A 24,768-nucleotide genomic window follows, 5' to 3' on the forward strand; every position below is an offset into this window, starting at 1 on the left:
ACAGGGAGATTTGTCAGAGTCTGGAAGTTGTGGAGATACCTATGGCTATCAAAGATCGACGGCAGATCGGTCACCATCGCCGGCCTCAACGTCAGCGCATTCATTCGCGCAACTCACACACAGCACTGCCCTTCATACCGGAGGCATGCACGCTCACATGGCGCACGGAAAAACCGGGGTTTTCGACGAGTTTTCTCTCTTCCCAAGCCCCACCGCTGGCGACCTGATAACCAATGGTGCCGTCCGCTTGCCAGGTCAGGCGCAAGGTGTATACGCCGCGTTGGTCGGGGGCCCGATGGAAGAACGTATCGATGACCGGCTTGGCTTTGTTGAAGGTACGCAGTTGGAACAAACGCTGATCACTGCCGGCTGGCGTGTAGCTGGAAAGAAATAGGGTGTCGTCCTCGGCAGCGTCCTCGGCAGCCGCAAGAATCACCGACGGTACCCACTTTTCGCCGCGGTCCTGGTTGTCGGTGGTGACCTTGCAGGTCAACTGGCCTGTTCCGGTGACGTTCTGGCGCAGAACGGTCTCATACATCCCATAGGGCACGTCGAACGTCAGTGTTTTTTCGGTGACCTGGCCACAGCCTGCCAGCAGATACAGCGCCGATAGACCGATGACTCCTTGGAGAATCTTCACGTGCTTTCCTTGGCTTGGGGGAATATTTGGAGAAGACAGCGTACCCGGCCCATGGGTAAAAGGGGATGGCAATCGATTTAGAAAATAAGCGCCACCTGCCTGGGGAGAATTCACTTTTCTCCCTCGACGTGCTTCGTTATCCACTTGCGGCTGTAAGCAAGCACGCCATCGGCCATCGCCACCGGAAAATGAATAAATCCATGGGCCGACTCCGGCAACAGGTGTACTTCCGCCCTGGGCCACCGCTCTGCAATCAACAGCGTGTCATCCTTGAGCGGGTCCAACTCTCCCACAAACATCAACGCCGGGGGCAGCCCTTCAAAGTCGCCATACAACGGCGATAACGTTGGATGCCTGCGCTCATCATCACTCAGCCCCGGCGTGAGCATGCGCAACGCCTCCACCATCCCAGGCCCATCCAGCAACAACGTTTCAGGCCCCGCAGCGCGTACGCTCGGTGTGCCGGTCAGGTCGTAAACGCCGTAATACAACACCGCGCCGCTTATGCGCTTGAGCAGTTCAGGCCATTGCTTGAGGGACAGCAGCGTCGCCGCCGCCAGATGACCGCCGGCCGATTCGCCGACGACGATGACCGGCAGGCCGGCAAACTCATCGGCACTGAGCAACCAGCGCGCCGCCGCCAAACAATCCGCCATCAGCCCCTCGACCGGCGTGTCGACCGCCAGCCGATAATCCACCGACACCACCGCCACATCACACGCCTGCAGCATGCCCAGGTTGAGGTCGTCATCCATCTGCGCATTGCCGATCACCCAGCCGCCGCCGTGGATATCCAGCACCACGCCTTTGGGCTTGCCGCTTGGCCGCAGGATGCGCACGGGGACGTTGTCTACAACCCTGCTTTCAGCCGGTGTGGCGCGCTTGAGCGTTTGACTGACGCGCAACAGCGCCTGGATCAAACGCGGCGTGATGCGGTTGCGGATCTTGAAGCGCGGCAGCCAGGCCAGCTTCTGATTGAAGCGGCGCATCTGGGCCAGTTCCGCTTCACTGGCGGGCCAAGGTTGGTGGGCCATCAGCGGTTATTGCGCAGGATCGAGAAATTCAGCGCGGCCGCCACACACAGCCACGCCAGGTACGGGAACAGGATCAAGCCGGTGATCAGGTCCAGGCGAACGGCCAATACCACCATTGCTGCCACGGTGATCCACAGCAACACGATGATCACCATCCCGGCCAGGAGGTGATGCGCGCCGAAGAACACCGGTGTCCACAGCGTGTTCAATGCAATCTGCGCAGCCCACAGCGCCAGTACCATCTGACTGCCAGGGATCAGGCTCAAGCGATAACCGGCCCAGGCCAGCAGCAGGTAGATGATCGTCCACGCAACCGGGAACAACCAATTGGGCGGAGTAAAGCTGGGTTTGACGAGGGATTCGTACCAGGCGCCGGGTTTGAAAATAACACCGGTACTGGCAGCGGCGGCGCAGGCTAGCAGGAAGATAAAGAAAGTCATCGTCTGTCCTTGGCGGAAGTGGTTTGAATCTTGGACGTGCAGCACCCACGTAAAAGTTCAGCGCAAATCAACGGTAGGAGCGAGCTTGCTCGCGAAAATCGCCAACGATAACGCAGCGCCCCCGGCCAAAGCATTCAGGCATCCCCAACCCCTACAATCCTCAACCAAGGCCAGCGTGCCTGATAACTGCGCGCCTTCTGCTCAAACAACGCCAACTCCGGATGCCGCGGGTTAATCCGCAAAATCCCCTGTTCCACGTCCTCCAACCCATAGGGCGCATACACCTCGCCCGTGGCAATCTCCAAGCCGATGCACGTACCGGCCACCAGATAACGATCGACCCCGTCGCGTGCTGAATGCAACTGCGGATAAGGCCGACCAAAGCGCTGCCCGTACCAAAGGTGCACCCGCGCCTGATTCTTGACCTCGACATTGACGCCCAGGTCTTTGAACAACTCGTCCGCCGCACGAATCACCGCGTCTTCCGCCTCGTAAGACACGTCGGTATCGAAGTAAAAAACGTCGTAGTCCTTCACGCCCTGATCGGCAGGCAGATTCGCCTGATGGTTCCACACCGCCTGGAACAGGCAGCCTGCCGTGAGCATGCACTGATCCACACCAAGGTCAGGCAGGCGCGCCGTGATTTCGGCGTTGATGGGGTTGGCCATGGCCAGTTCGAGCAGGGTTTCGACGGTCAATGTCATGCTGACTCCTTCGTCATCGGTACGGTCTTGGGGAACAACCGTACAACATTGAGCACCGCGTACGACGCATGGAGTAATCCGCGCCCATCAGCCCTTCAACTCACCCGCCCGATTACTCGCCGCATCGTCGTAAGCCACATACAACGACTCGGCGATTTGGCTTTTGATGGCTTTGGTGGATTCCAACCCGAGCACAAAACCTTCCGCCTTGCCGCCGGCACGGTTGAGTTCTTCATGAGTGGAGGCACCGGTGATGGCGTCAAGCAGCTTGATGGCGTGAGGGCCTACGCCTTTGGGAAGGCTGATTTGGTCGATGGACATGGGCGATACCTTGAAAGAGAGAGATCGGTAGCGCGTGGAACCACTGCCGGGGGTGGCATGGTAGACCGTTATACGCGGCAAGGGGCTGTTTTCCAGGTGAGCCTGATTAACCCCTTTAAACTCAGGATGCCTGATTCATGGCATTTCACTATCATGCATCGCCCCGGCCGCGCTTCATCGCGCGAGCCCGCACACCTCATGGATGCCCAAGACATGCGGGACACTATCCGAGTGGTGCGCTTGACTCACGCCAACGACACACCGATGCAAGCCTTCACAATAGAATACGACCGCTGCCTGGCGCTGCGGGCCAAGAAGCATGCGGCGGCAGCAGCGAACTGACCCATGCACACGCTCTACCGAAATTAATAGGGAAATTATGAAGCCTCTTTACCTGTGTTCCATTCTGCTGCTTGCGGGCTGCACCCCAGCGCCGAAATACCTAGTGCCTGCGGGGGCGCCTCACGCGCTTATTCGCAGCGAATTGGTGTCGATGGAGAATCGTCGAAACAGCGTGTCTCTGGTCGAGGCGCCTGCCATCGGCTGCAAATACGGCAGAACCGTGGCGACTTCGCCGGGAGGGCAATTGGTGTCCGTTCGTAAGAATGTATCGACGCCGGAGGGGTTTTTCCCGATTGAAGCCGGCAAGCCGCTGCACTTGGTGATGCGCGGCGCGGCCAACGGCAATCGCTCGTGCAGCATAGCGTTTGTCAGCGAATTTGCGCCGGGCGCACGTTATGTGATCAAAGGAGGAATCGTCGACAGCCCGGACACGCTGAGCGGTTGTTACATCGACATATTCAATGTCGATTCGGGCGCGCACGTCCCCAAGACCGATGAGCCGAAGATGGACCGCAATTGTGCGTTGGACAGGCTACCGACGCTCTAGTGGGAAATTGCCCCCTACCTGAGCACCCTTTTGCGCTGCATGTGACCGCCCATTTGCATTGAACTTAACCATTCATGTGCAGGCGCCTCTTGCGCGCCAAAGCATTCTCCAAGCACCGCAGTTGGATGTGGGCTTGGAGCGTAGCGGCATGGGATGCTATACGACACTTATCGGGTGTGATATCAGACAAAGATATCGATTAACGAATAGTTAGGGACAACTAACGATGCGTCCCAAAAGTGCTTATAGCCTGGTTGTTTTCAGCAGTCTTATTATTAGCTCCGGCTGTACATCATATGAATCCAAGCCAGTCATCAAAAGAGTACTTGACGGGATTAAGTCTCGGCTTGAATCCTTTTTTCCTGCCCACGCCCGTCCCTGGACGTAGGCCACACACCACCGCTTAGAAGCTGTACCGCGCAGTCAGTTTGAAATTACGCGGGTCGCCGTAGATGTCGTACGGCTCATAGCCGCCATTGGCGATGCTGACGTAGTAAGTACGGTCGAACAGGTTGTTTACGTTGAACTGCAGATCCAGGTGCTCGTTGGCCTTGTAGCCTGCCACCAGGCCGGCCACGGTGTACGAGCCCTGGCGGTTTTCCCATGCGCTGGTACCGCTGCCGCCTGCGGTGCGGATCTGGCTCTGTTGGTAGACATCACCGCCAATGCGCCAGCGGTGCAGGTCGCCGGGCAGGGTGTAGATCGTGGACACTTTGAACATCTGGCGCGGCAGTCGGCGGTTAAAGTCCTGGCCTTCCAGGGACTCAGTGGCGTCGCTGACGTATTTCGTCTGGGTGTAGGTGTACCCACCGGCCAGTTGCCAGTTTTCGGTCAGGGCACCCTGGATTTCCAGGTCTACGCCCCGGCTGCGCACCAGGCCGGACGCCTCGTAGCACGAGCTGACGGCGGTTGTCCCACAGCCTTTGACATCAGTCAGTTCCTGGGCGCGATTTTTCTGATCGATCTGGAAAACCGCCAGGCTGGCGTTCAGTGCGCCATCAAAGTATTCGCCCTTGATGCCCACTTCGTAGTTCTCACCCACGATAGGCTCGACCACTTGTCCACCGAGGCCTTTTTCGGTCTGCGGCTTGAAGATATCGGTGTAGCTGACATAGACCGAGTGATGGGTGTCCAGGTCATAGACCAGGCCGGCATAGCGGGTCAGATTGCGTGTGACCTTGTAGCTGCTCTCAGGGGTTGCCCGGCTTTCGAATTCGTACCAGTCCAAACGGCCGCCGAGAATCAGCGACAGCGGATCGGTCAAGCGCAGGCGGGTGCTGGCATAGAAGCTGTCCTGGGTGGTCGTCTCGAGACGGCCGTTGGGGCCCTTGACGATATTCGGCTTGGTATGACCACGAGGGTCCCACGCGAACAGATCGACGTTACTGTCGATGAAACTTTCCCACAGCTTGCCGGTACGATAATCCAGCTGGCGCTTGCTGGCGCCCACGGTCACATCATGTTCCCGGCCCATGAATTGGAAGGGGCCGCTGAGGGCCAGGTCGTAACCTTTTTCCTTCTGCTCCATGGCTTGCGTCCATAGATAGTGGCGGTTATAGCCCCAGATGGAAGAGGCCAGCACGTCAGTGTTGGTCGTCGCCTGCATGGCGGCCATGCGCAGCTTCCAGTCGTTGGCGAAGCCATGTTCCAGGGTCGCGAAATAACCGGTGGTGCGGTTGTCCATGTACTCGTAGTCATGCCCCAGGAAGGTATCCCGTGGCAGTCCCAGGTGACCGCCGCCACGGGCCATGGGCAAGCCGCCCCAGACGTAGTTGGTGTGGTCCTTCTGCCGGTAGGCACCGACCGTCAGGGTGGTGGTATCGCTCAGGTCGGCGTCGACGACGCCGTAGTACAGGTCAGCGTCACTCTCGACCGACTCGCGGAAGCTTTTCGAGTCCTGGCGCGAGAGCACGGTACGGGCGCGCAAAGTGCCACTTTCATTGAGCGGGCCGCCGACGTCCAGGGTGCTGCTGTAGTCATCCCAACTGCCGGCACTGCCGGTGAGGGTGGCCTGGAATTTTTGCGTCGGACGCTTGCGCACCAGGTTGATGGCGCCTGCAGGGCTGCCGGCACCCTGGGCCAGGCCGGTGGCGCCGCGAACGATCTCCACCCGGTCATACATGGCCAGGTTGGCCTCGCTGCTGGGTATGTAGGTCAGGAAGCTGGTGGGAAAACCGTCGTACATGATGGTGTCGACGTCGAACCCGCGCGCGCTGAACGTGGGCCGCCCAGCCCCGCCGGAGCTATTCAGAAAAATCCCCGGCGCACTTTGGGCGACATCACTGATGGTGGTCATGGCCTTGTCGTCCATGCGCTGACGCGTGACCACGCTGACCGACTGCGGCGTTTCGCGCAGGGTCAGGGGCAGTTTGGTCGCCGTCTGCATGGCGCCGGTGGTGTAGGAGCCGCTGTTCTCGGTGGTCTGCGCCAGGTTCTGACCAGTAATGTTGGTAGCGCCCAGTTCCAGACTGGCGCCGGTGGCCTGCGGTGTCAGCACGTACAGGCCATTCCCCTGCGGTAAAGCTTGCAGACCGGTGCCCTTGAGCAATTGCTGCAGGCCACCTTCCACGCTGGTCGCAGCATTCAGGCCAGGGCTGCGCAAACCTTCCACCAGGGCCGGTTCGATGGGCAGTGTGATATTCGCCTGGCTGGCGAATTCGGAAAGGCTGCTGCTCAGGTTACCGGCTGGCACGTGATAAGTACGGTTCTGCTGGGCGCTTTGCTCGGCAGCCTGCAGCGATGCAGCAGTCAGGCTACCGCCCGCGATAATCAGACCCAGTGCGGCAGCGTGTACTGCCCGCGCCAGTGGTTGCATGCCCTGCTTCGTCGCCATGTTACCGTCCCTGCCCTGTAAAATTGATGTGGTTACAGGAGGGACACGCAAGTGGGAGAAAACACGACAATGATTCTTATTAAGCCTGCACGCGCGCCGTGACAGTGACCCAGTAGGCGGTGCGGTAGTGGACGCTCACCGGCAGAGTCTGGCTCAGGGCGCGGAGAATCTGGTCGATATCGCGCAACTGGAAGGCGCCTGAAATCAGCAGCCCGGCCACGGCTGGATCGCAACGCAGCAGGCCCGGTCGATAGCGACCCAACTCAGTGATGAAGTCATCGAGGCGCATCTTTTCCGCACGCAACACGCCGCTGAGCCAGTCGAGACGATTCTGCGCCAGTTTCACTGCGGGTTCCGCCGCCTGGCTGTTGACATGGGTCTGCTGGCCGGTCGCCAGACGCATCAGGCCTTCATCACCCCGTGACAGCCGCGGGCGCACCTGGACAGCGCCTTCCAGCGCGGCGAGGTACGTCGTGTGCGGGTACTGGCGCAGCAGGAAACGGCTGCCAAGCAGGGTAATTTCCGCTTCGGCGGTATCGACGATGAACGGCCGCATGGCGGGCTCGCGAGGCACCTCGACGAGCATCTCTCCGGCAATGAGGCGCACGCGGCGAACGCTGTCGTCGTAAGCAATATCGACGGCGCTGCCGGTGTTCAGGCGAATCTGCGCGCCATCCGGCAGGTGCAGGGCACGCTGCTCGCCCGTGGCCGTGCGCTCATCTGCCTGCCACTCGCGCCACGGTAGACTCCGGTGTGCGGCAAGCCCCAGCGGAGCGGCGACGATCAGCAGTGCCAGGGTCTTGAGCGCCCTTCGGCGGTCCAGGCTGCGCGGCCGCTCCAGCGCAGCCCGTCCGGCACCACCGGCAATCTGTTGGGTTCGGGCACTGAATCGCTCGGCCAGTTGCCAGGCGCGTTCGTGATCAGCGTGCTGCGCGCGCCATTCGGCACCGGCGGCATGCTCGGCCGCGCAGGCGCTGCTGTTCTGCAAACGCACAAACCAGCCGGCCGCTTCACGGGCAATACGCCGGTCGATGGGCGTCTCACTCATGCAACGCGCCCTGGCTGGCAAGCACGATGCATTCTTCGAAAGCCCGTGCAAGGTAGCGTTGCACCGACCGCACGTTGAGATTCATGCGGCTGGCAATCTCTTCCTGTGTATACCCCTCCAACTGCGCCATCAGGAACGCCTGTCGGTGCTTGGCTGGCAACACGGCAAGCACCTGGTCGATCTCGTCGAGAGCCTCCAGCACCAAGGCCTGATGCTCCAGCGACGGCGCCAGTTCTTCCGGCGTTTGCGCCAGCGCGTCCAGGTAGGCTTGCTCCAGCGAGCGGCGGCGGTAAAGGTTGATGGTCAGGCGATTGGCGATAGTCGCCAGGTAGGCGCGCGGCGTCGCGACGTTCAACGGCTCGTCGGGCGCACGGCAGAGCAGCCGCACAAACGTATCCTGGGCCAGGTCCGCCGCATCGGCGGCATTGCCCAGACGGTTGCGCAGCCAGCCCTGCAGCCAGCCGTGATGATGGCTGTAGAGCTGATCGATGGACTGATGCCGGTGGACACTTGCCGATGAAGTAGACTGCACGGGATAGGCTAAACATTAATGAGAATTTGTCGCATTCTAACAGCGTGAGTTCAGGTTCGTACACGTAAAGGTGCTGGTTTCGTTGAATAATGTCCGCGTGCTGTTGATCGTGATCGAGCTGCTTCTGACTGAACGCAGTCGACAGCGGAAGTCTTATGTTCTGAAAGCACATCGAAACCGGGGAATGGGCGCTCTATTATGATTTTTACTAAGGTTGCGCGAGGCTTCAATGACTGACTACCGTGGATTAATCCTCGACGACACCCGGGAAGGCGCCCCTGACCGCGCCATCTCGCAACTGGAAGCCAGCCTCGGCGCACGCCTGCCGGAGGATTACCGGCAGTTTCTCCAGACCTGCAACGGCGCCACCGTGGATTACGACGTGCTGGCCACCATGAGCAATGGCGATGAAGAATTGCTGAGCTTTTTGTTGTATGGCCTGGACCCGGACGAAACGTATGAGTCCAACCCCTATGAACTGGAGCAACTGCGCAAGCAACCGGGCTTCCCCGCCACAGGGTTGCTGCCGATCGGCCGCGATGGCGGCGCGAGTGTCTTGCTGCTCGACCTGCGCGAGGGTCGCCAGGACGTGGGCGCGATGGTAGCGGGATTACCCGCATGGACGGGGCGCCGCCAGCAAGGCGATGAATACGTCGTGTTGGCGGATTCGTTCAATGCCTACCTGGACTTACTGCACCTGTCGCAGGAACGGATCGTGGAACATATCAATCACTTCGTCATCAGCGCTGACACGATCGAGGCGACACTGGAGTGGCTGGATCAAGGCAGCCCGGGTTGGCGGGAGCGCTATAGGGAGATATGGAATGCAAGGGTTGTGGATAAGCCGATCTGAAGGCTGGCGTACGGGGTCGAATCGCCCGACGCGCTCCAGACTTTCACGCATGGCTTCAATTCGAATGGCGACCAGATCCTCCAAGTCGCTGTGTTGAGTGGGAACCAGGACCACCGGGGAGTTTTGATTGAGGGTGACAGGCGGTGCTGAACCACCTGCACAGCTTCATTTTTACCCCACAGTAGGTCACGCCTGCGCGCTGAACCGCTGCACTCCACGCCGCTCATACATCGCCGCTTCCGTCGCTTGCGTCGCTTGCTCGCCTTTGTAATGCAGTTGTTGGATAAAAGTCCGGTCCTTGGCCCCCTTGATATCCGACGGGTCGTGATCCCTGAGTAGAGGCGCCAGATCAAGGGTCTTGGCGAAGTTTTCGTTAGTCAGGCTGTAAAACCCCAGGCCCGACCAGACCGAATCGGCGTCCACCGTGTCGATGGCGGCGTTGCGGTAGGCAACGGCTGCGGTTTTCAGGCCAAGGGATTGATTGAGCAACTCCGTCAGCCGTTTGGTATCCGAGCTGCTGAGCTGGCCGGCCGAATCCAGCACTTTCAGGCGGCCATCGGCCTCGACGGTAAAGCCGTATTTTTTGCCGGCCAAGTCGGGAGCGGTGGCCGACAGCGCTGACTCGAATGCCTTGAAGGAGGCCTTCAGCGTATTGAACGCGCTGTTGGAAATTTCGACGAGTCGAGGGTGGTCTGGCGACTGGGTCCGACCGACCCAGACGTCGACCACCTCCAGCGGTTCCAACGTAGTGCTCGCTGATCCACTGGGATGGTAGACGGCCGCCGGAGCGGCGTTTGCCAACGCTTCTTTCGCGGCATCTGTCAGTGGCTGGGCCACGAGCTTCTGGTCGGAAGGTGTAAGGCTGGTGTTGGCCGGCGGGAGATAGGCAGCGCTGACTGAAAGAGCCATTTTATCGATCCTTGATTGGCGGGTTCATGCAGGTTATCGACGGCAAAGGGCCGAGCTTTAAGCGGCCAACGTGCAGGATCGTACAAGCCAGGCGCTTCGTTGCCTCAGTAGTCTGGCCCTCTTACCTACCAGAGGATGGATCATGGCTACGTCACAACCGGTAAACCTCGCGCAAAAGGCCTCGCTCATCAACGAGCAGTGGAGCCCCAGGGTCGTCGCCGAAATGAACGACTACCAGTTCAAGGTGGTGCGCATCGAAGGGGAGTTCATCTGGCACTCACACCCGGAAACCGACGAAGCATTCCTGGTGCTGGAAGGGACGCTGCGTATCGATCTGCCGAAAGGTCCGGTGTATGTGGCGGCGGGCGAGCTGTATGTGGTCCCGCGTGGCGTTGAACATCGGACCGCCGCCGAGGGTGAGGCGAAGCTGATGATGATCGAACCTCGGGGCATCTTGAATACCGGCCATGAAGGCGGTGAACGTACGGCCACGAATGATCTGTGGATCTGAAAAAGTGGCGCGGGTGAACACATAGCCTTACAGCGTGAAGCTCTTGTAGTGAGCGGGCTTGCCCTAATGCCAGTCAGTTAAAGAGGAACACCGTAACTGTTTGCCCGTTCCATCTCTTAACTGAGCGGCATTAGGGCTTGCCCCGCTCACCACAGAGATCGGTGGCAGCCGTCAAAAGTGTGTAGATACTCTCCGTCATTGAGTCGAGCCTTTAGCGGGTAATTTCTGGATAATGCCCAGCTCCCGCCCCCGATACGGACATCCCGCTCGATGAAGTTGCCCACCGCCGCCCTCCTCCTCGCCTCTGCGCTGCTGCCTTCCATCGCCCACGCCGACGACGCCGCGCTGACCGATACGCTCAAGGCCTTCACCCGCTGCGACGCGACGTTCTTCAGCCGCCTGAACAGCCATCGTGACGCCTGGCAGGCCTACGCGCCGCTCAAGCAGGACAAAGACTTCGCGTGGATCGCGGTGGTCAACCGTGCAGACCGCAAGGCCAACGCGGTGCCAATCAGCGCACCGCCCATCGCGGGTTTGAAGCTGTTGTCGTACGCGGATGAGGCCACGGACCTCGGCAACCTGGGGCTCTACTATTACTGGGGCTTTGTTGTGCAAGGCACTATCGACGAGGTTGCCCAACGTCTTGCTCCACTGCTGGACCAACCTGCCCGCCTGCAAAAAACCGATGGTGCCTACATCCGCAGTGAACTCAAGGTCGACGACCGCTGGCAGGCCATCAAGCCACGGCCCGGCGTCGCGCCGGGCACCCGCGAAGTCGAGCGCGTGCTGCTGGTAGAGCCGGAGGGCAGCGACGGCACGCAATCGCGCGTCAGTTGTTCGTTGCAGGGCGGTGTCGATGCGGCGCTGCTGGCCTGGTTGCGTCCGGACATCGCGCCGGTGGACTACCCGCGCACCGTCGTAGAGCCGAGCATCAACGACGTCGCCGTACCCGCCAGCGTGCTCCAGCGCCTCGACTCGGCCCTGCTGCAGCCGAAGTTCAAGACGTTGAGCTACACGTACCTGTCGAAAAAAAGCGATGGCAGCCCCGACACTCCCGTCTCAGTGACGTTCGCGGCGGCGGGCGGCTTGCTGAACAAGAACGAAATCTACAGCGACACCTTCCATGTCGAGCGCCTGGTGCAGGCGGACCTGATTCAACTGAAATCGAAGATGAATGGCGTGGGCGACGGCCAGGTGCTGCTGACCCGCGAAGCCGAACTGAGTATTCCGAGCAGTTGGACGCCTGGCCAGACGCTGAGCGCCAACCTGCACATGGCGAACGTGCCCGGCAAACCGACCGATACCCCGCTCGAGACCTCTGTGAGCTGCAAGGTCGGCCAGCGCTTCCCGGCCCGACAGGTGTTTGCCTCGTTGACCGGCGACGCCATCAAGCTTGAGTGCGAGCAAGACGACTACAAGACCTCGCGCGCGTTTATCGAAGACCTGGGCATTGCCCTGACGCTGGAGACGACGTCGAGCAAAATGCACTCAACGTATCAATACACGGCGTTCGAGGTGGTGCGTTGATCGAAGGGGCGTTTGCCAAGCAAACATCCCGCTGATTCAGGGCACTCTACGTTGTCGCAGCAGTCTGTTCCTACACACCCCATGCCACGCGGAGTTCCCATGATCATTGTCCATCACCTCAACAACTCACGTTCGCAGCGCATTCTGTGGCTGCTGGAAGAGCTTGGCCTGCCGTACGAGATCAAGCGCTACCAGCGCGACCCGAAGACCAACCTCGCGCCGCCGGAGCTCAAGGCGATCAATGCGCTGGGCAAGTCCCCGGTGATCGAGGACGGCGCCAACGTGGTGATCGAATCCGGCGCCATCGTCGATTACCTGATCCGCCGCCATGGCGACGGTCGCCTGCAACCGGACCCGGCCACTGCCGCCTACGACCAGTATGTGCAATGGCTGCACTTCGCCGAAGGCTCGGCCATGCTGCCGTTGATGCTCAATCTCTATGTGGGGCGCCTGGGCGATGCCGGTGCGCCGCTGCATCCGCGGATCGAATCGGAAGTCGCCAATTACCTCGGTTACCTCAACGAGGCGCTCGCACACACGCCGTATCTGCTGGGCGATGAATTGAGCGGCGCGGACATCCAGATGAGCTTTATCGGCGAAATCGCCAAGGCCCAGGGCAAGCTGCCGACGTACCCGCACCTGGCTGCGTGGGTGCAGCGTTTCCAGGCACGCCCGGCTTATCGCCAGGCGCTGGAACAGGGTGGGGAGTATGCGTTTGCCAAGTGAGTCTTGCGGCGAACGCTTAAACCATCAAGCACCGGGCTGTTGTGGGGGAGATGGCAGCCTTGGGGGACAGCTTACCCATTCCCCATCATCTGCCACAGCGACGCCCCCACGCCGGTGATGCTCTCCCCGGCAATCAAGCCCGCCGCAGCGGTAATCGCAAACCGCTCGGTAATGCTCGGCCAGCGGCAGCTCACCAGCCAGGTGAGCACCGCACCCAGCGCCATCATCAGCGACACCGAAGCTGGCAGCACAAACGCCAACCCCAACGCGGCGGCACTGGGCAAGTAGCGGGCGCGATGGGCGGGCAACAGGTTGTCGAGCATCCCCAGCAACACCCCCGCCACACCGGCAATAGCAATTGCCCAGCGAATGCTCGCCGACAATGAATCCAGCCCATGGGTAAGGGTTTGCGCCACGGCTTTCCAGGTCGCGACCGCCGGCGCCGGCCACTCTTCGGTGAGCAGCATCGATTGCGGATCAGGAATCAGCGCCAGGTACGCGAACACCCCGACGATGCTGCCAATGAAAATCCCCAGGATCTGCGCGATCACTTGCTTATGCGGCGTGGCGCCAATCGCCTTGCCGACCTTGAAGTCGTTCATCAAGTCGGTGCACTGCCCGGCCGAGCCGCCGGCGGTGTTGGCGCTCATCAGGTTGATCGGCACCTGCCCCGGCGCGACGATGCCGAAGCTCAGCTGGGACAACTGCCCGATGGCGCCAATCGGCGGAATACCGGTGGCGCCCACCACGCGGGCGGCGACGGCCGCCAGGCAGATCGCCAAGGGAATGGTCAGCAACGCCATCCACAGGTTGATGCCGAACAAGAGCGCCTGCAGGCTCACCACCAATACGATCGACAGCACGAAACCGGCGGCCGGCCCGGGTTTGGGGACGCTCCAGGTCTGCCCGCCGGCGGACTTGGTCGAGGTGTATAACGCCCACAGACGAATCGTCAGCGACGCCAAGGTTGAGCACACCATCAGGCTCACCCCCGGCCACAGCAACCATTCCACCAACGCCGCGAATTGCGGGCCGTTGCTGCCGGCCGGCAAGCTCACCAGGCCTTGCGCCAGCAGCCACGGGCCCAGACCACCCCAGGCAAGCGAGGCGCCCAGCAACAGGGTCAGGCCGACACGAATACCGATAATGCCGCCAAAGCCCAGCAGCAACAGCGAGGGGTCGGCAGTGAAGGTCAGACGCTCCAATTGGGCACTCGGCGACCAACGCGGGAAGGCCCACACAAAGGTGTCCACCCACTTCACCAGCCCGGACAGCAACGCCGCACTGAGCAGCACCTTCAAGCGTGTCGCGGCTTCGCGCCCATGGTTGTAGATATGCAGCAGGGTTTCCAGGGTGGCCATGCCTTCGGGAAATTTCAGCGCCTTGTCATTGAGCAACGAAGGCCGCAGGTACCAGGCGATCCAGATGCCCAGGAAACTCACCGAAAACACCCAGGCGATCATCGGCCATGCGTCCAGCTGGTTGCCGGTCAGCAACGTATAGGCCGGAATCGGCGCCACCAGCCCACCGGAAATAATCGAAGCGGCGGCCGAGGCGACGGTCTGGTTGATATTGCTCTCGTGCAGCGTCCACGGCAGTTGCTCGGACGACCGCCTCGCCAGGCCCTGCCAGATCGCGTACCCCACCAGCAGGGCAATGATCGACATGTTGAACGACCAACCGATCTTCAACCCGGCGTACACATTCGAAGGGGTCAGCAGGATACCGAGCACGGTGCCGGTGATGACCGCGCGCAGGCTCAGTTCGCGTTCGACGGGGGTGTGAAGGGGCACCGTTGATGAGGTGGCATGCATGCGGATTCCTTTCGGCAAGGGAACAGGGCGACCTAACAAGTGAGCCCTGTCGGGGCTGAAGGTTCCGGGTTTAATGCGCGCCACAGGTGCAGCGTTTTCCCTTAACCGGCTTGTGCCTTGTCCAGCAGCCGCTGCACCCACGGCGCATCCTCGGCATTGACCACGCCATAGCGGTCCGGGGCAAAAAACGTCCAGTGATGTGCAATCTCTTTCAGCCGTTTGAGCTCATCGGCCGCCAGCCAATACGCGGTGTGCACCAACGGCATCGGCTCGCCGTCGAAACGTCGGCCAAGCATCAGGTTGGTGCCGGGGGCGAAGGTGAAGGTCAGGTCCTGGCTGGGTTGCAGCTGTTTGTCCGGGGCCGGCATGCTCCCGACGCGGTTGTAGGTGAAGTCACCGGGGTATTCGTCCTTGAACACCAGCCAGTGGCCGGCCGTGGTCTTGGCGACGATCCACTGCGACACGCCGCTGCTCTGGGTGCGTTCAAGCTGGCCGTTTTTCCATTGCATAAGGGCGTTGCAGTCGGGATCGTAGTCCGAGGCCCACAGGCTGGTGCCCGACACCAGCCTGTGGCGCTCCAGCTCGACCATGCACTGGTCCGGCATCGCCTGCCAGTAGCGCTTGATGGGGTCGCGGGTATCGCGCAGGTAGTTGCGCAGCGCCCAGGCCGTCACAAAGACCAGCGTCGCCAGCGCCTGCCAGCCAAACGTGTCGCCGATGACACGGTCGACATCCAGCCTCGGCGTGGACACGGCCCCGTACAGCCACACGCCCAGCATAAACACCAGGCTTGGCAGGAACACACCCAAGCACAACGGCGGCAGCAGCACTTCGATCCAGTCGAAGCGATGCCCGGCCGCGTGCTCGCGCGCCCAGGCCTGCTCCTGGGCGAGCATCGGTGCCTGCTCACGCGAGCCGATGCCGGGATCGGGGGCCTTGAAGCGCCAGTAAAGTGCCATGGGATCGTTATTCATGCAGCGCATCATGCCCTTGGCGCGTGCAGAGATACAGCGCCCGTCACGCCGATAAAACAACCATTGCCGAGACCCCGCATACAGTCATACGATGACTGACCACGACCATAACAATAAAGGATCACCCGTGAATAAACCCCTTCTCCTGGCCGCCGCCGTTGTCTGCGGCCTCGGTGCACACGCCAACGCCGCCACCTTTGCGTATATCTCCAGCCCCGGTGACGGGCTGATTTCCCAGTACCGCCTCGACGAAAGCAACGGTGCGCTGAGCCTGATCGAGCAAGTGACGGCCGGCGACCAGGTTAACCCCATGGCCCTCAGCCCCGACGGCAAGACCTTGTTCGCGGCCTTGCGGGTCAAGCCATTTCAGGTCCAGGCATTCAGTATTGATCCAACCAGTGGGCATTTGACCCCGCAGTCCAAGGCGCCGCTGGCCGAAAGCATGGCGTACCTGGCCACCGACCGCGCCGGGCGCTACTTGCTCGCGGCGTCCTACGGTGCCGACACCCTCAGCGTGCAGCCCATCGACAAGCCCGAACCCATCCGCACCTACAAGACCGGCCTGCATGCCCACTCGCTGCGCACCGACCCCAGCAATCGCTTTGCCTACGCCGGCAACCTGGGCACGGACCATGTGCTGCAATACCGCTTCGACGCCGCCACCGGCGCACTCACCCCGATCGGCAGCGGCTTCGTGAGCGTGCCGGCCAATACCGGGCCTCGGCACCTGGCGTTTTCGGCCAACGGCAAGTACCTGTATGTGGTCGGTGAAATGAGCGGCACCGTCACCGCGTTTGCCATCGATGCCAGCACCGGGGCGCTGACCCAGATCGGCATGGCCAATGGCATTCCTGAGCGGTTGAAACTGGCCCACGGCGAAGTGCGTGACGCACGCAACAATGACCTCAAAGACGACCCGACGCCGCGCATCTGGGCAGCCGACCTACGCCTGTCGCCGGACGGCAAGCTGCTGTTGATGAGCGAGCGCACCAGCAGTTCGGTGTCGGCGTTTGCGGTGGATACCGCCACCGGCGGCCTGCGCTTTGTCGACAACTACCCGGTCGAAGAGAAGCAGCCGCGCAATATCGCGTTCTCTCCCAACGGGCGTTGGCTGCTGGTGACCGGCGAGAAAAGCGACAAGGTCGGCACCTATGCGGTCAGTGCCACCGGTGCGTTGAAGCGTGTCGGGGAAGCGGCGTCGGGCAAGGGTGCGCTGTGGATCGAGGTGCTGCATACCTCGACCAACTGACCTGAACATGTGGGAGGGGCTTGCGCCTCCCACAGGGTTGGATCTTCAGGATCTACAGACCTCAGCTCAGGCGAAACCGTGCGGTGTTATCACTCAGCGCCTGGCTGCCCTTGCTCAAGGTGTCCGCCGCACGGTTTACCGCGCGTGCGCCGTCGAGCAGGCGTCCGGCGGCCTGGTCGACTTGTTGGATATTGCCGCTGACTTCATCCGCAGTCGCTGCCTGCTCCTCCACCGCGGTGGCGATTTGCGCCAGGGTGTCGGTGACGTTCTGCACCGCGCCAGCAATCTCGCCCAGGCGCGTGCCCAAGCCGGTGACGGACTCGGCATCGGTCAACGCCTGCTCGCACGCGGCGCCCATCAGCGTCACCGCCTGGCTCACCGTGGCGCGCAGGCTGTCGACGGTGCCGGCGATCTGCGCTGTTGATGCCTGGGTGCGTTGCGACAAGCTGCGCACTTCATCGGCGACCACCGCAAAGCCCCGGCCCTGCTCGCCTGCGCGGGCGGCTTCGATGGCTGCGTTGAGCGCCAGCAGGTTGGTCTGCTCGGCGATGCCGCGAATGGTGTCGACCACCGATTGAATCTGCTGGCCTTGCTGGCTGACCTGCTGCAAAGCGTCCGACGTGTCGGTCAGGCGCTGGTTGAGCTGCTGGATGCTGGCGGTGGTGCGCTGGCTGTCGCGGCTGCTGTCTTCGGCGATGCGCCGGGTTTGCTGGGCGCTGCCCGAGGCTTGTTCGCAGCTGCGCGCGACGCCCATGGACGTGGCCGCCAGTTCGGTGGCGGCGGCGGCGATCTGGCTGATCTGGTGCTGCTGGTCCTCGACTTCGCTGAGGGTGCTGCCCGATTGCGAATTAAGGGTGAGCACCGCCGAGCCGAGCTGCTGGGTCTCGTGGTTGACGCCGAGTAGGCTGGTGCGCAATTGCACCACCGCGACGTTCAGCGCGGTACTGATGGCCGCGAGTTCGTCGCGCCCTTCCACCGTCACCGCCACGCACAGGTTGCCGTCGCGCAGGGACTCGGCCAGCGTGGTAATGCCACTGGCGCTGCGCCGGATGGACGCTTGCAGGCACATGAACAGGTACAACGCCGCCAACGCCAACAGGCTGAACGTCGCCGCCATCGGTATGAATTGCGTGTTCGCGTGTTCGTGGTAGTAGTCCAGGCGCGTATCCATGGACGTCAGCGACTGAACACGCAACGCGCCAAGCGAGGTGAGCATGGCGTCGATACTGCGCTCGAAACCGGCTGTATCCAGCTTGATGCTGCCGCCGAACACGCCGTCGTCGAGCACTTTGAGTTCGTTATCCAACAACTGCAGGCTGGTGTCGTATTGCGCTGTCCACGGTTCCATCCCGGCGTATTGCTTGGCCTTGAGCGAAGCCGCAGCCTTGACCAGTTGATCCCGCGCATCGCCGATGCGGCTGCGCAGGTCGCGCATCTGCAAACGGCTCTGCAAGGTGAACTGCCCCGAAGAAATCGAGGACTGCCCGACACTGGCCATGCGACCGATGCGCTCGATCAGGTCGGGCGTTTGCTGGGTGCCCATCTGCATGAGCATGTAGGTTTCCAACCAGGGGTCGAGGATCAGGCCGGCGTCGAGGGTGATTTGTTCGCGCAGGGCCTGCATCGCCGTCAGCGCGGCGGTGAAGCGGTCGTAGCCATCCGGCCACCACCCCACGGTGCGCAGGGACGCCGAGTCCATGCCCTTGACCGTGGCCTGTAACGCCTCGAAGCGAGCCATGACGTCAGCGCCGGCGTTCTGGGTTTTCAAAGCATCACCGAGAGCTTGCAGGCTTTGCAGGATCACCGGGAAATTGGCATCGACCTTATCCATCGCCGCCTTCGCCGCTGGCGTTGGGGCGTGCAGGATGTCCGCCGCCTTCCAGCGCGCCGCCAGGTTACGTTGGGCGGTCAACTGGCCGTCCAGCGCGTCCAGGGCCAACAGTTGGCGAAGGCCGGACTGCTCGGTGGAAATCACGCTTAATTTGTCGCGATAGTCCTGGCCGATCATCCACAGGCTTCCGGCCAGGGGCAGCATGAACAGGAAAAACAGAATCTGGAATTTACGCGCGAAGCCAAAACGTCCGAGCAGGCGGATACCGGGTGATAAAAGGCTGTGCATGTCCGACCACTCCCAAAAACAACCCACCCGGCGCACCGCAGGGCGAAGCCTTGAAATGAATGAAAGCAAAATGCCATGTCATTGATTGGAAAGGATCTAGCAAGATACGGGCCGCTGACGCCAAGCCCCGAAACAGGGCGCGCGGCGCACGAACGACCCCCATCGCATGCTCGAAAATGGGGCAAAAGCACTCAGTATCGACACAGGCGCTGTCACCGCCGGAGACGACTGCCCGAGGTGCGTTCCAAAACGCCCTCAATCACAGGCATCGTATCGGCCGCACACGGGGAGAACTTGAAGGGCAGGACGCGTGAGATATCACATTGGATGAAACACCATCAGGCCAGTAACGCGGCAATCCATCGGGCCTGACGTGCAATGTCCTGCAGCTTCTCCTCCGGGACCGTCTGCCGGGCCTGCTCAAGACTGGCCAGGGTCTTGTGTTTCTGGCGCAGCATGCGCTGCCACTTGGCGAGGAACACGGGGCTACGGGCCTGCATCTGCAAGGGGCCGAAGTACAGCTGTTCGGCGCTGTAGCTCACCGGCGTGGCACGTTCGGCAACGATGATTTCGTAGTAGAAACGGTTTTCCCGCAGCAGCTCTTCACTGACGATGCGGTAGCCGTTGTTCATCAACCATAGGCGCAACGGTTGCTCGCCGCCGTTCGGTTGCAGGATCAGGCGTTCGCGACCGTTGAGGCAGGCCTTGCCGCTGTCGAGGATGTCGCGGATCGTCTCGCCGCCCATGCCGCAGACGCTGATCGCGGTGATCGCGTCTGCCGGCTGTATCGCCGCCAACCCATCGGCCAGGCGCACCGTGATGTGCTGCTCCAGACCGTTATCAACCACGGTGCGTTCAGCCGCCCGGAACGGCGTGGTCGCCACCTCACCCGCCACAGCCGCCGCGATCACGCCACGGCGCATCAAGGCTACCGGCAGGTAAGCGTGGTCCGAGCCGATATCGGCCAACCGTGCGCCCATCGGCACATGCGCTGCCACGCGTTCCAGGCGCATGGACAAGGTGTGTTCGTTCAACCTGTGTTCCTTTTTTATTCGCCGGAAAATCGATCCCGGCTGTTGGTCAGATGCAACACCATCGCCGCCCGCGCCGCGTCCGGGTCCTGGCGCTTGATCGCGTTGAAGATCGCCTCATGCTCCAGGTTCGCCAATTGCCCGAGCTTGGCAAAGTCCGCCCCGCCACGTTCGGCGCCTTTCACTTGGGTACGCGGAATCATCGCATTGCCCAGGTGCAGCATGATCTCGGTGAAGAAGGTATTGCCGGTGGCTTCGGCGATGAGTTGGTGGAAACGTTTGTCCTCTTCCACGCAGCTGTCGTTGTTGGCCAGCGAGGCCTGGTAGTCGTCCAGGGCTGCGCGCATGTGGGCAAGCTGCGCATCGGTCCTGCGCACGGCGGCCAGCGCCACGGCCTGCACCTCCAGACCCAGGCGCAGTTCCAGCATGTTGCGCACGCTGGCGACGGTGTCCACATGCAGGCGCAAGCCTTGCTGGGCCTGTTGTTCCAACACAAAGGTGCCGATGCCGTGACGCGTCTCCACCAGCCCCGAGGCTTGCAACTTGGAGAGCGCCTCGCGCACCACGGTACGGCTCACCCCATGCTCACGCACGATGGTGGATTCGGACGGCAGTTTTTCACCCGGTTTCAACTGGCCGAGCAGGATGCGCTGGGTCAGGGCGTCGAGTACGCCTTGGGCCAGGTTGGTAGAACGTCTACGGACGGGAGGGCCGTTTTCAATGGGCATATTACGAATCCACGGGGCTGGGCAGGAGCGAGCTTAACATCCCGCCCCACGGCGTAACCCCACTGTAGGAGCGAGCTTGCTCGCGAAAAACCTGAGGGCGCTGCGTTTATCCAGGATGTCTGCATTATCGTTGACGTTTTTCGCGAGCAAGCTCGCTCCTACAGGTTGGGGGACGAGTAAAAAATGCCCAGCTTGTATGACAACCAACATTTATCGACACCCACCCCACCCGTTCCAAAAGCCTTCTCAACCTTGTTTAAAACACAACCTAGCCCCGTAAAATAACCAAAAAAGCACTAAAACCTGGCCTTTATAAACACAAAAACTTCATCGTCAGATTGCGGACCCCAGAAAAGCACTTGTATGATGTCTATCAACAAGACACGCAAACCCGCATAAAAATAATCAGGGGGAGTTTTGAATTGTGAACAATTCAAGCCATGCATCTGCCGCACCAGACAGTGATTCGGTCCTCGCGCAAGCCGTGAGAAAAGTGAAGGGCCATGTGCTCCCACTGTTCGTGATCATGTTCATCCTCAACTACATCGACCGGGTCAATATCGGCTTTGTGCGTACGCACATGGAACATGACCTGGGCATCGGCGCTGCCGCCTATGGCTTCGGTGCCGGGCTGTTCTTCATCGGCTACGCCCTCTTTGAAGTGCCCTCCAACATGCTGCTGCAAAAGGTCGGCGCGCGCATTTGGCTGACCCGCATCATGTTCACCTGGGGCATCGTCGCCACGCTGATGGCGTTCATCCAGAACGAAACCCACTTCTACATCCTGCGCTTTCTGCTGGGCGTGGCCGAAGCCGGTTTCTTCCCTGGGGTGATCTACTACTTCACGCGCTGGCTACCGGGGGTTGAGCGCGGTAAAGCCATCGCGATTTTCCTCAGTGGCTCGGCGGTGGCCTCGTTGATTTCCGGCCCGCTGTCAGGCGCACTGCTGCAGATCGAAGGGTTTGGCTTTCACGGCTGGCAATGGATGTTCGCCATCGAAGGCCTGGCCTCGGTGGTGATCGGTTTCTTCGTGTGGTTCTGGCTCGACTCCAAGCCCCACGACGCCAAATGGATGACCCGCGAAGAACAGGACGCATTGGTCAACGCCATCGACCAGGAACAGCGCGATCGTGAAGCCGTGGGCGGCATCAAACCCACCCTCGGCAAGCTGCTCAAGGACCGCCAGATCCTGCTGTTTTGCGCCCTGTACTTTTGCATCCAACTGACGATCTACGCGGCGACGTTCTGGCTGCCGAGCATCATCAAGAAGATGGGTGACCTCAGCGATGTGCAGGTGGGCTTCTTCAACTCGATCCCGTGGCTGATCTCGATCATCGCCATGTACGCCTTCGCGACGCTGTCGGGCAAATTCAAGTTCCAACAGGCGTGGGTGGCGGCAGCGCTGTTGATTGCGGCAGCGGGCATGTTCATGTCCACCACCGGCGGGCCGATCTTCGCGTTCGTGGCGATCTGCTTTGCGGCCATTGGGTTCAAGTCGGCGTCGTCGCTGTTCTGGCCGATCCCACAGGGCTACCTGGATGCGCGTATCGCCGCTGCCGTGATCGCCTTGATCAACTCCATCGGCAACCTGGGTGGCTTCGTTGCGCCGACCACTTTTGGCTTCCTGGAGCAGACCACCGGTTCGATCCAGGGCGGCCTCTACGGTTTGGCCGGCACGTCGGTGCTCGCCGCGATCCTGGTGTTCTTTGCCAAGACCGCCCCCTCTGCCGCGTTGACGTCGCCAAGCGTGACGCCAACGAGCGCCGCCCTCAGCAAAACTCTTTGAGCCTATACAGGAACTTGCCATGAATACGCCCGTCGTCACCCATTTCCAGGTCATCCCCGTCGCCGGCCACGACAGCATGCTGCTCAACCTGAGCGGCGCCCATGGGCCTTTTTTTACCCGCAACATCGTGATTCTCAAGGACAGCTCGGGCAACACCGGCGTCGGTGAAGTGCCCGGTGGCGAACGCATCCGCGAAACCCTGGAAGACGCCCGCAGCCTGGTGATCGGCCAACCCATCGGCCAGTACCAGCGCATCCTCAACCAGATGCGCAGCACCTTTGCCTCACGGGATTCGGCCGGCCGCGGCCTGCAAACCTTCGACCTGCGCATCACCATCCATGCCGTCACCGCCATGGAAGCCGCCCTGCTCGACCTGCTGGGTCAGTTCCTCGAAGTGCCGGTGGCCGCCTTGCTCGGCGAAGGCCAGCAGCGTGATGCGGTGAAAATGCTCGGCTACCTGTTCTACGTCGGTGACCGCAGCGCCACCGACCTGGCCTACCGCAACGAGGCCGACAGCGATGACGAGTGGTTCCGCCTGCGCCATGAAACCGCCCTGACCAGCGAGGTCGTAGTGCGCCTGGCCGAAGCTGCCAAAGCCAAATACGGCTTCAACGACTTCAAGCTCAAGGGCGGCGTATTGAGCGGCGATGCAGAGATCGAAGCCGTCACCGCCCTGGCCGAGCGCTTCCCCGATGCGCGCATCACCCTCGACCCGAACGGCGCCTGGTCATTGAAAGAAGCCATCCGCCTGTGCCGCGACCAGCACCACGTGCTCGCCTACGCCGAAGACCCGTGCGGCGCCGAAAACGGCTACTCGGGCCGCGAAGTCATGGCCGAATTCCGCCGCGCCACGGGCCTGAAAACCGCCACCAATATGATCGCCACCGACTGGCGCGAAATGGGCCACGCGATCCAACTGCAATCGGTAGACATCCCCCTGGCCGACCCGCACTTCTGGACGATGCAAGGCTCGGTGCGCGTGGCGCAGATGTGCCATGAGTGGGGCCTGACCTGGGGCTCGCACTCCAACAACCACTTCGATATTTCCCTGGCCATGTTCACCCAAGTGGCCGCCGCCGCCCCGGGCGACATCACCGCCATCGACACCCACTGGATCTGGCAGGACGGCCAGCGCCTGACCCGCGAACCGCTGAACATCGAAGGCGGTTATGTGAAGGTCCCCGCCAAGCCCGGCCTGGGCGTGGACATCGACATGGACGCCGTGGCCAAGGCCCACGAACTGTACAAAGGCATGGGCCTCGGCGCACGGGATGACAGCGTGGCGATGCAGTTCTTGATTCCGGGGTGGCGCTATAACAACAAGCAGCCTTGCCTGGTGCGCTGAGGACGCTGGTTTCCGGGGGCGGCTCGGTCTCCAGAACACAATCAATCCAATGTGGGAGGGGGCTTGCTCCCGATTGCGGTGTGTCAGCCAGACAGGTATCGACTGACACTCCGCTATCGGGAGCAAGCCCCCTCCCACAGGGGTCCTTCTTATTTCTCAAGGATTGTGGTCGCTCGATCCTACCGCAGCCTCGCTCAACCACACTTTCCTGCAACACCGATCAAACAACGGCGCTATGTCATGCCGTTGCTTCAACATCCGCGCATCGCCAGAATGTGGGAGAGGGCTTGCCCGCGATGACGGCCGCACAGACGATAGAGATGAAGCCCAAAGAAACGTCCTACACAGCCGCTTCACTTTACGTAAAATGCGAGCCGTTCTCGATCAGGAGAACTCAACCCAGGAAGGGTAAGACTTGAAACCGCGTGACACCCACGCGTTAAAACACGCCGACACGGCCGTCACACGACTTAAGCCTAAAAACCAAAATGGTTAATGAGCAGCCCCCTTCAACCAACTCGCTCGAACCGCCGCCGCTTCAGGAACAACCCCACCCCCAGCGCCACCGCAAAGATCGACAGCAACCCCAGATCAGCCCCCCATGGACGGACCTGGCTCGCCGCCACGCAGCCGACCACCCCCGCCACCACCAGCAGCCCCCCCAGCCACGTGCGAAGCAGGTACGGTTTAACAAACCGATCGAGCAGAAAAAACAGCGCCAGGGCCAGGACCAGCTGGGTAATGTCAGACATATG

24 protein-coding genes and 1 pseudogene are annotated in these 24,768 nt (G+C 61.4%); 9 read left to right on the forward strand and 16 right to left on the reverse strand.

Annotation, left to right across the window (positions count from 1 at the left end; translation table 11 throughout):
- Window positions 1-100: 100 nt before the first annotated feature.
- The 5 genes from AD670_RS13000 to AD670_RS13020 form a co-directional block, all read right to left on the reverse strand.
- Window positions 101-640 (reverse strand): hypothetical protein, encoded by a 540-nt coding sequence (locus AD670_RS13000; protein WP_256243901.1) that lies wholly within the window; start codon window positions 638-640, stop codon window positions 101-103.
- Between the two features lie 110 nt (window positions 641-750).
- The gene (locus tag AD670_RS13005; RefSeq protein ID WP_053132579.1) at window positions 751-1,674 is read right to left on the reverse strand and encodes an alpha/beta hydrolase; all 924 of its coding nucleotides are present in this window, start codon (window positions 1,672-1,674) and stop codon (window positions 751-753) included.
- A complete protein-coding gene (locus AD670_RS13010; RefSeq protein WP_053132581.1) occupies window positions 1,674-2,114 on the reverse strand; it encodes a TspO/MBR family protein in 441 nt (146 codons plus the stop codon). Before AD670_RS13010 ends, AD670_RS13005 begins: the two co-directional genes overlap by 1 nt.
- 134 nt (window positions 2,115-2,248) lie before the next feature.
- Window positions 2,249-2,818, reverse strand: coding sequence for a nucleotidyltransferase family protein (locus AD670_RS13015; RefSeq protein WP_053132585.1), 570 nt, complete (start codon window positions 2,816-2,818; stop codon window positions 2,249-2,251).
- A gap of 87 nt (window positions 2,819-2,905) precedes the next feature.
- Complete coding sequence (locus tag AD670_RS13020; protein ID WP_053132588.1) at window positions 2,906-3,139, reverse strand: hypothetical protein; 234 nt, start codon at window positions 3,137-3,139, stop codon at window positions 2,906-2,908.
- 213 nt (window positions 3,140-3,352) lie between these two features.
- Between AD670_RS13020 and AD670_RS31965 the strand changes: the two genes are divergently transcribed.
- Together AD670_RS31965 and AD670_RS13030 are read left to right on the forward strand one after the other, a co-directional pair.
- Window positions 3,353-3,481, forward strand: a complete 129-nt coding sequence (locus AD670_RS31965) for a hypothetical protein (protein ID WP_256243902.1) — start codon at window positions 3,353-3,355, stop codon at window positions 3,479-3,481.
- A gap of 37 nt (window positions 3,482-3,518) precedes the next feature.
- Window positions 3,519-4,028: a hypothetical protein gene (locus tag AD670_RS13030; RefSeq protein ID WP_053132594.1), complete on the forward strand. Its 510-nt coding sequence runs from the start codon at window positions 3,519-3,521 to the stop codon at window positions 4,026-4,028.
- Between the two features lie 403 nt (window positions 4,029-4,431).
- On the opposite strand, the gene AD670_RS13035 is transcribed toward AD670_RS13030, so the two are convergent.
- The 3 genes from AD670_RS13035 to AD670_RS13045 all read right to left on the reverse strand — a co-directional run bounded on the left by AD670_RS13035 (window position 4,432) and on the right by AD670_RS13045 (window position 8,441).
- Window positions 4,432-6,861, reverse strand: a complete 2,430-nt coding sequence (locus AD670_RS13035) for a TonB-dependent siderophore receptor (RefSeq protein WP_053132596.1) — start codon at window positions 6,859-6,861, stop codon at window positions 4,432-4,434.
- A gap of 79 nt (window positions 6,862-6,940) precedes the next feature.
- Window positions 6,941-7,909 carry a FecR domain-containing protein gene (locus AD670_RS13040; RefSeq protein WP_053132599.1) on the reverse strand — a complete coding sequence of 323 codons (969 nt, stop codon included), beginning with the start codon at window positions 7,907-7,909 and terminating at the stop codon, window positions 6,941-6,943.
- Entirely contained in the window at window positions 7,902-8,441 is a 540-nt protein-coding gene (locus AD670_RS13045) for a sigma-70 family RNA polymerase sigma factor (RefSeq protein WP_053132602.1), read from the reverse strand. Before AD670_RS13045 ends, AD670_RS13040 begins: the two co-directional genes overlap by 8 nt.
- Before the next feature lie 229 nt (window positions 8,442-8,670).
- Here AD670_RS13045 and AD670_RS13050 point away from each other — a divergent pair, with 229 nt between their 5' ends.
- Window positions 8,671-9,294, forward strand: coding sequence for an SMI1/KNR4 family protein (locus AD670_RS13050; RefSeq protein WP_053132606.1), 624 nt, complete (start codon window positions 8,671-8,673; stop codon window positions 9,292-9,294).
- A gap of 6 nt (window positions 9,295-9,300) precedes the next feature.
- On the opposite strand, the pseudogene AD670_RS31970 reads toward AD670_RS13050, so the two are convergent.
- A pseudogene (locus AD670_RS31970) lies at window positions 9,301-9,408 on the reverse strand (GNAT family N-acetyltransferase); the annotation flags it as partial.
- 72 nt (window positions 9,409-9,480) lie between these two features.
- Window positions 9,481-10,203 (reverse strand): hypothetical protein, encoded by a 723-nt coding sequence (locus AD670_RS13055; protein ID WP_053132608.1) that lies wholly within the window; start codon window positions 10,201-10,203, stop codon window positions 9,481-9,483.
- A 142-nt stretch (window positions 10,204-10,345) separates the two neighbouring features.
- Here AD670_RS13055 and AD670_RS13060 point away from each other — a divergent pair, with 142 nt between their 5' ends.
- The 3 genes from AD670_RS13060 (at window position 10,346) to AD670_RS13070 (ending at window position 12,967) form a co-directional block, all read left to right on the forward strand.
- A complete protein-coding gene (locus tag AD670_RS13060) occupies window positions 10,346-10,714 on the forward strand; it encodes a cupin domain-containing protein (RefSeq protein WP_053132610.1) in 369 nt (122 codons plus the stop codon).
- A 270-nt stretch (window positions 10,715-10,984) separates the two neighbouring features.
- Entirely contained in the window at window positions 10,985-12,241 is a 1,257-nt protein-coding gene (locus AD670_RS13065; RefSeq protein ID WP_053132612.1) for a hypothetical protein, read from the forward strand.
- Window positions 12,242-12,340: 99 nt separating this feature from the next.
- Window positions 12,341-12,967: a glutathione S-transferase family protein gene (locus tag AD670_RS13070; RefSeq protein ID WP_053132614.1), complete on the forward strand. Its 627-nt coding sequence runs from the start codon at window positions 12,341-12,343 to the stop codon at window positions 12,965-12,967.
- A gap of 71 nt (window positions 12,968-13,038) precedes the next feature.
- Here the strand turns inward: AD670_RS13070 and AD670_RS13075 are convergent, their stop codons facing one another.
- Together AD670_RS13075 and AD670_RS13080 are read right to left on the reverse strand one after the other, a co-directional pair.
- Window positions 13,039-14,781 (reverse strand): OPT family oligopeptide transporter, encoded by a 1,743-nt coding sequence (locus AD670_RS13075; RefSeq protein WP_053132616.1) that lies wholly within the window; start codon window positions 14,779-14,781, stop codon window positions 13,039-13,041.
- A 101-nt stretch (window positions 14,782-14,882) separates the two neighbouring features.
- Window positions 14,883-15,755 carry a hypothetical protein gene (locus AD670_RS13080; RefSeq protein ID WP_256243903.1) on the reverse strand — a complete coding sequence of 291 codons (873 nt, stop codon included), beginning with the start codon at window positions 15,753-15,755 and terminating at the stop codon, window positions 14,883-14,885.
- A 127-nt stretch (window positions 15,756-15,882) separates the two neighbouring features.
- Between AD670_RS13080 and AD670_RS13085 the strand changes: the two genes are divergently transcribed.
- The gene (locus AD670_RS13085; RefSeq protein ID WP_053132619.1) at window positions 15,883-17,004 is read left to right on the forward strand and encodes a lactonase family protein; all 1,122 of its coding nucleotides are present in this window, start codon (window positions 15,883-15,885) and stop codon (window positions 17,002-17,004) included.
- Between the two features lie 61 nt (window positions 17,005-17,065).
- On the opposite strand, the gene AD670_RS13090 is transcribed toward AD670_RS13085, so the two are convergent.
- The 3 genes from AD670_RS13090 to AD670_RS13100 all read right to left on the reverse strand — a co-directional run bounded on the left by AD670_RS13090 (window position 17,066) and on the right by AD670_RS13100 (window position 20,882).
- The gene (locus AD670_RS13090) at window positions 17,066-19,123 is read right to left on the reverse strand and encodes a methyl-accepting chemotaxis protein (RefSeq protein ID WP_053132621.1); all 2,058 of its coding nucleotides are present in this window, start codon (window positions 19,121-19,123) and stop codon (window positions 17,066-17,068) included.
- 338 nt (window positions 19,124-19,461) lie between these two features.
- On the reverse strand, window positions 19,462-20,157 hold the full coding sequence (locus tag AD670_RS13095) for a tRNA (adenine(22)-N(1))-methyltransferase TrmK (protein WP_053132624.1): 696 nt from the start codon (window positions 20,155-20,157) through the stop codon (window positions 19,462-19,464).
- A 14-nt stretch (window positions 20,158-20,171) separates the two neighbouring features.
- On the reverse strand, window positions 20,172-20,882 hold the full coding sequence (locus AD670_RS13100; protein ID WP_053132626.1) for a FadR/GntR family transcriptional regulator: 711 nt from the start codon (window positions 20,880-20,882) through the stop codon (window positions 20,172-20,174).
- A 424-nt stretch (window positions 20,883-21,306) separates the two neighbouring features.
- On the opposite strand from AD670_RS13100, the gene AD670_RS13105 reads away from it, so the two are divergent.
- Together AD670_RS13105 and gudD are read left to right on the forward strand one after the other, a co-directional pair.
- Window positions 21,307-22,668: an MFS transporter gene (locus AD670_RS13105; RefSeq protein WP_053132628.1), complete on the forward strand. Its 1,362-nt coding sequence runs from the start codon at window positions 21,307-21,309 to the stop codon at window positions 22,666-22,668.
- A 19-nt stretch (window positions 22,669-22,687) separates the two neighbouring features.
- Window positions 22,688-24,013, forward strand: coding sequence for a glucarate dehydratase (gene gudD / locus AD670_RS13110; protein ID WP_053132631.1), 1,326 nt, complete (start codon window positions 22,688-22,690; stop codon window positions 24,011-24,013).
- A gap of 509 nt (window positions 24,014-24,522) precedes the next feature.
- On the opposite strand, the gene AD670_RS13115 is transcribed toward gudD, so the two are convergent.
- On the reverse strand, window positions 24,523-24,765 hold the full coding sequence (locus AD670_RS13115) for a hypothetical protein (protein WP_053132633.1): 243 nt from the start codon (window positions 24,763-24,765) through the stop codon (window positions 24,523-24,525).
- Between the last annotated feature and the right edge of the window lie 3 nt (window positions 24,766-24,768).

Source organism: Pseudomonas sp. MIACH (genome assembly GCF_001269925.1).
Classification (GTDB): Bacteria; Pseudomonadota; Gammaproteobacteria; order Pseudomonadales; family Pseudomonadaceae; genus Aquipseudomonas.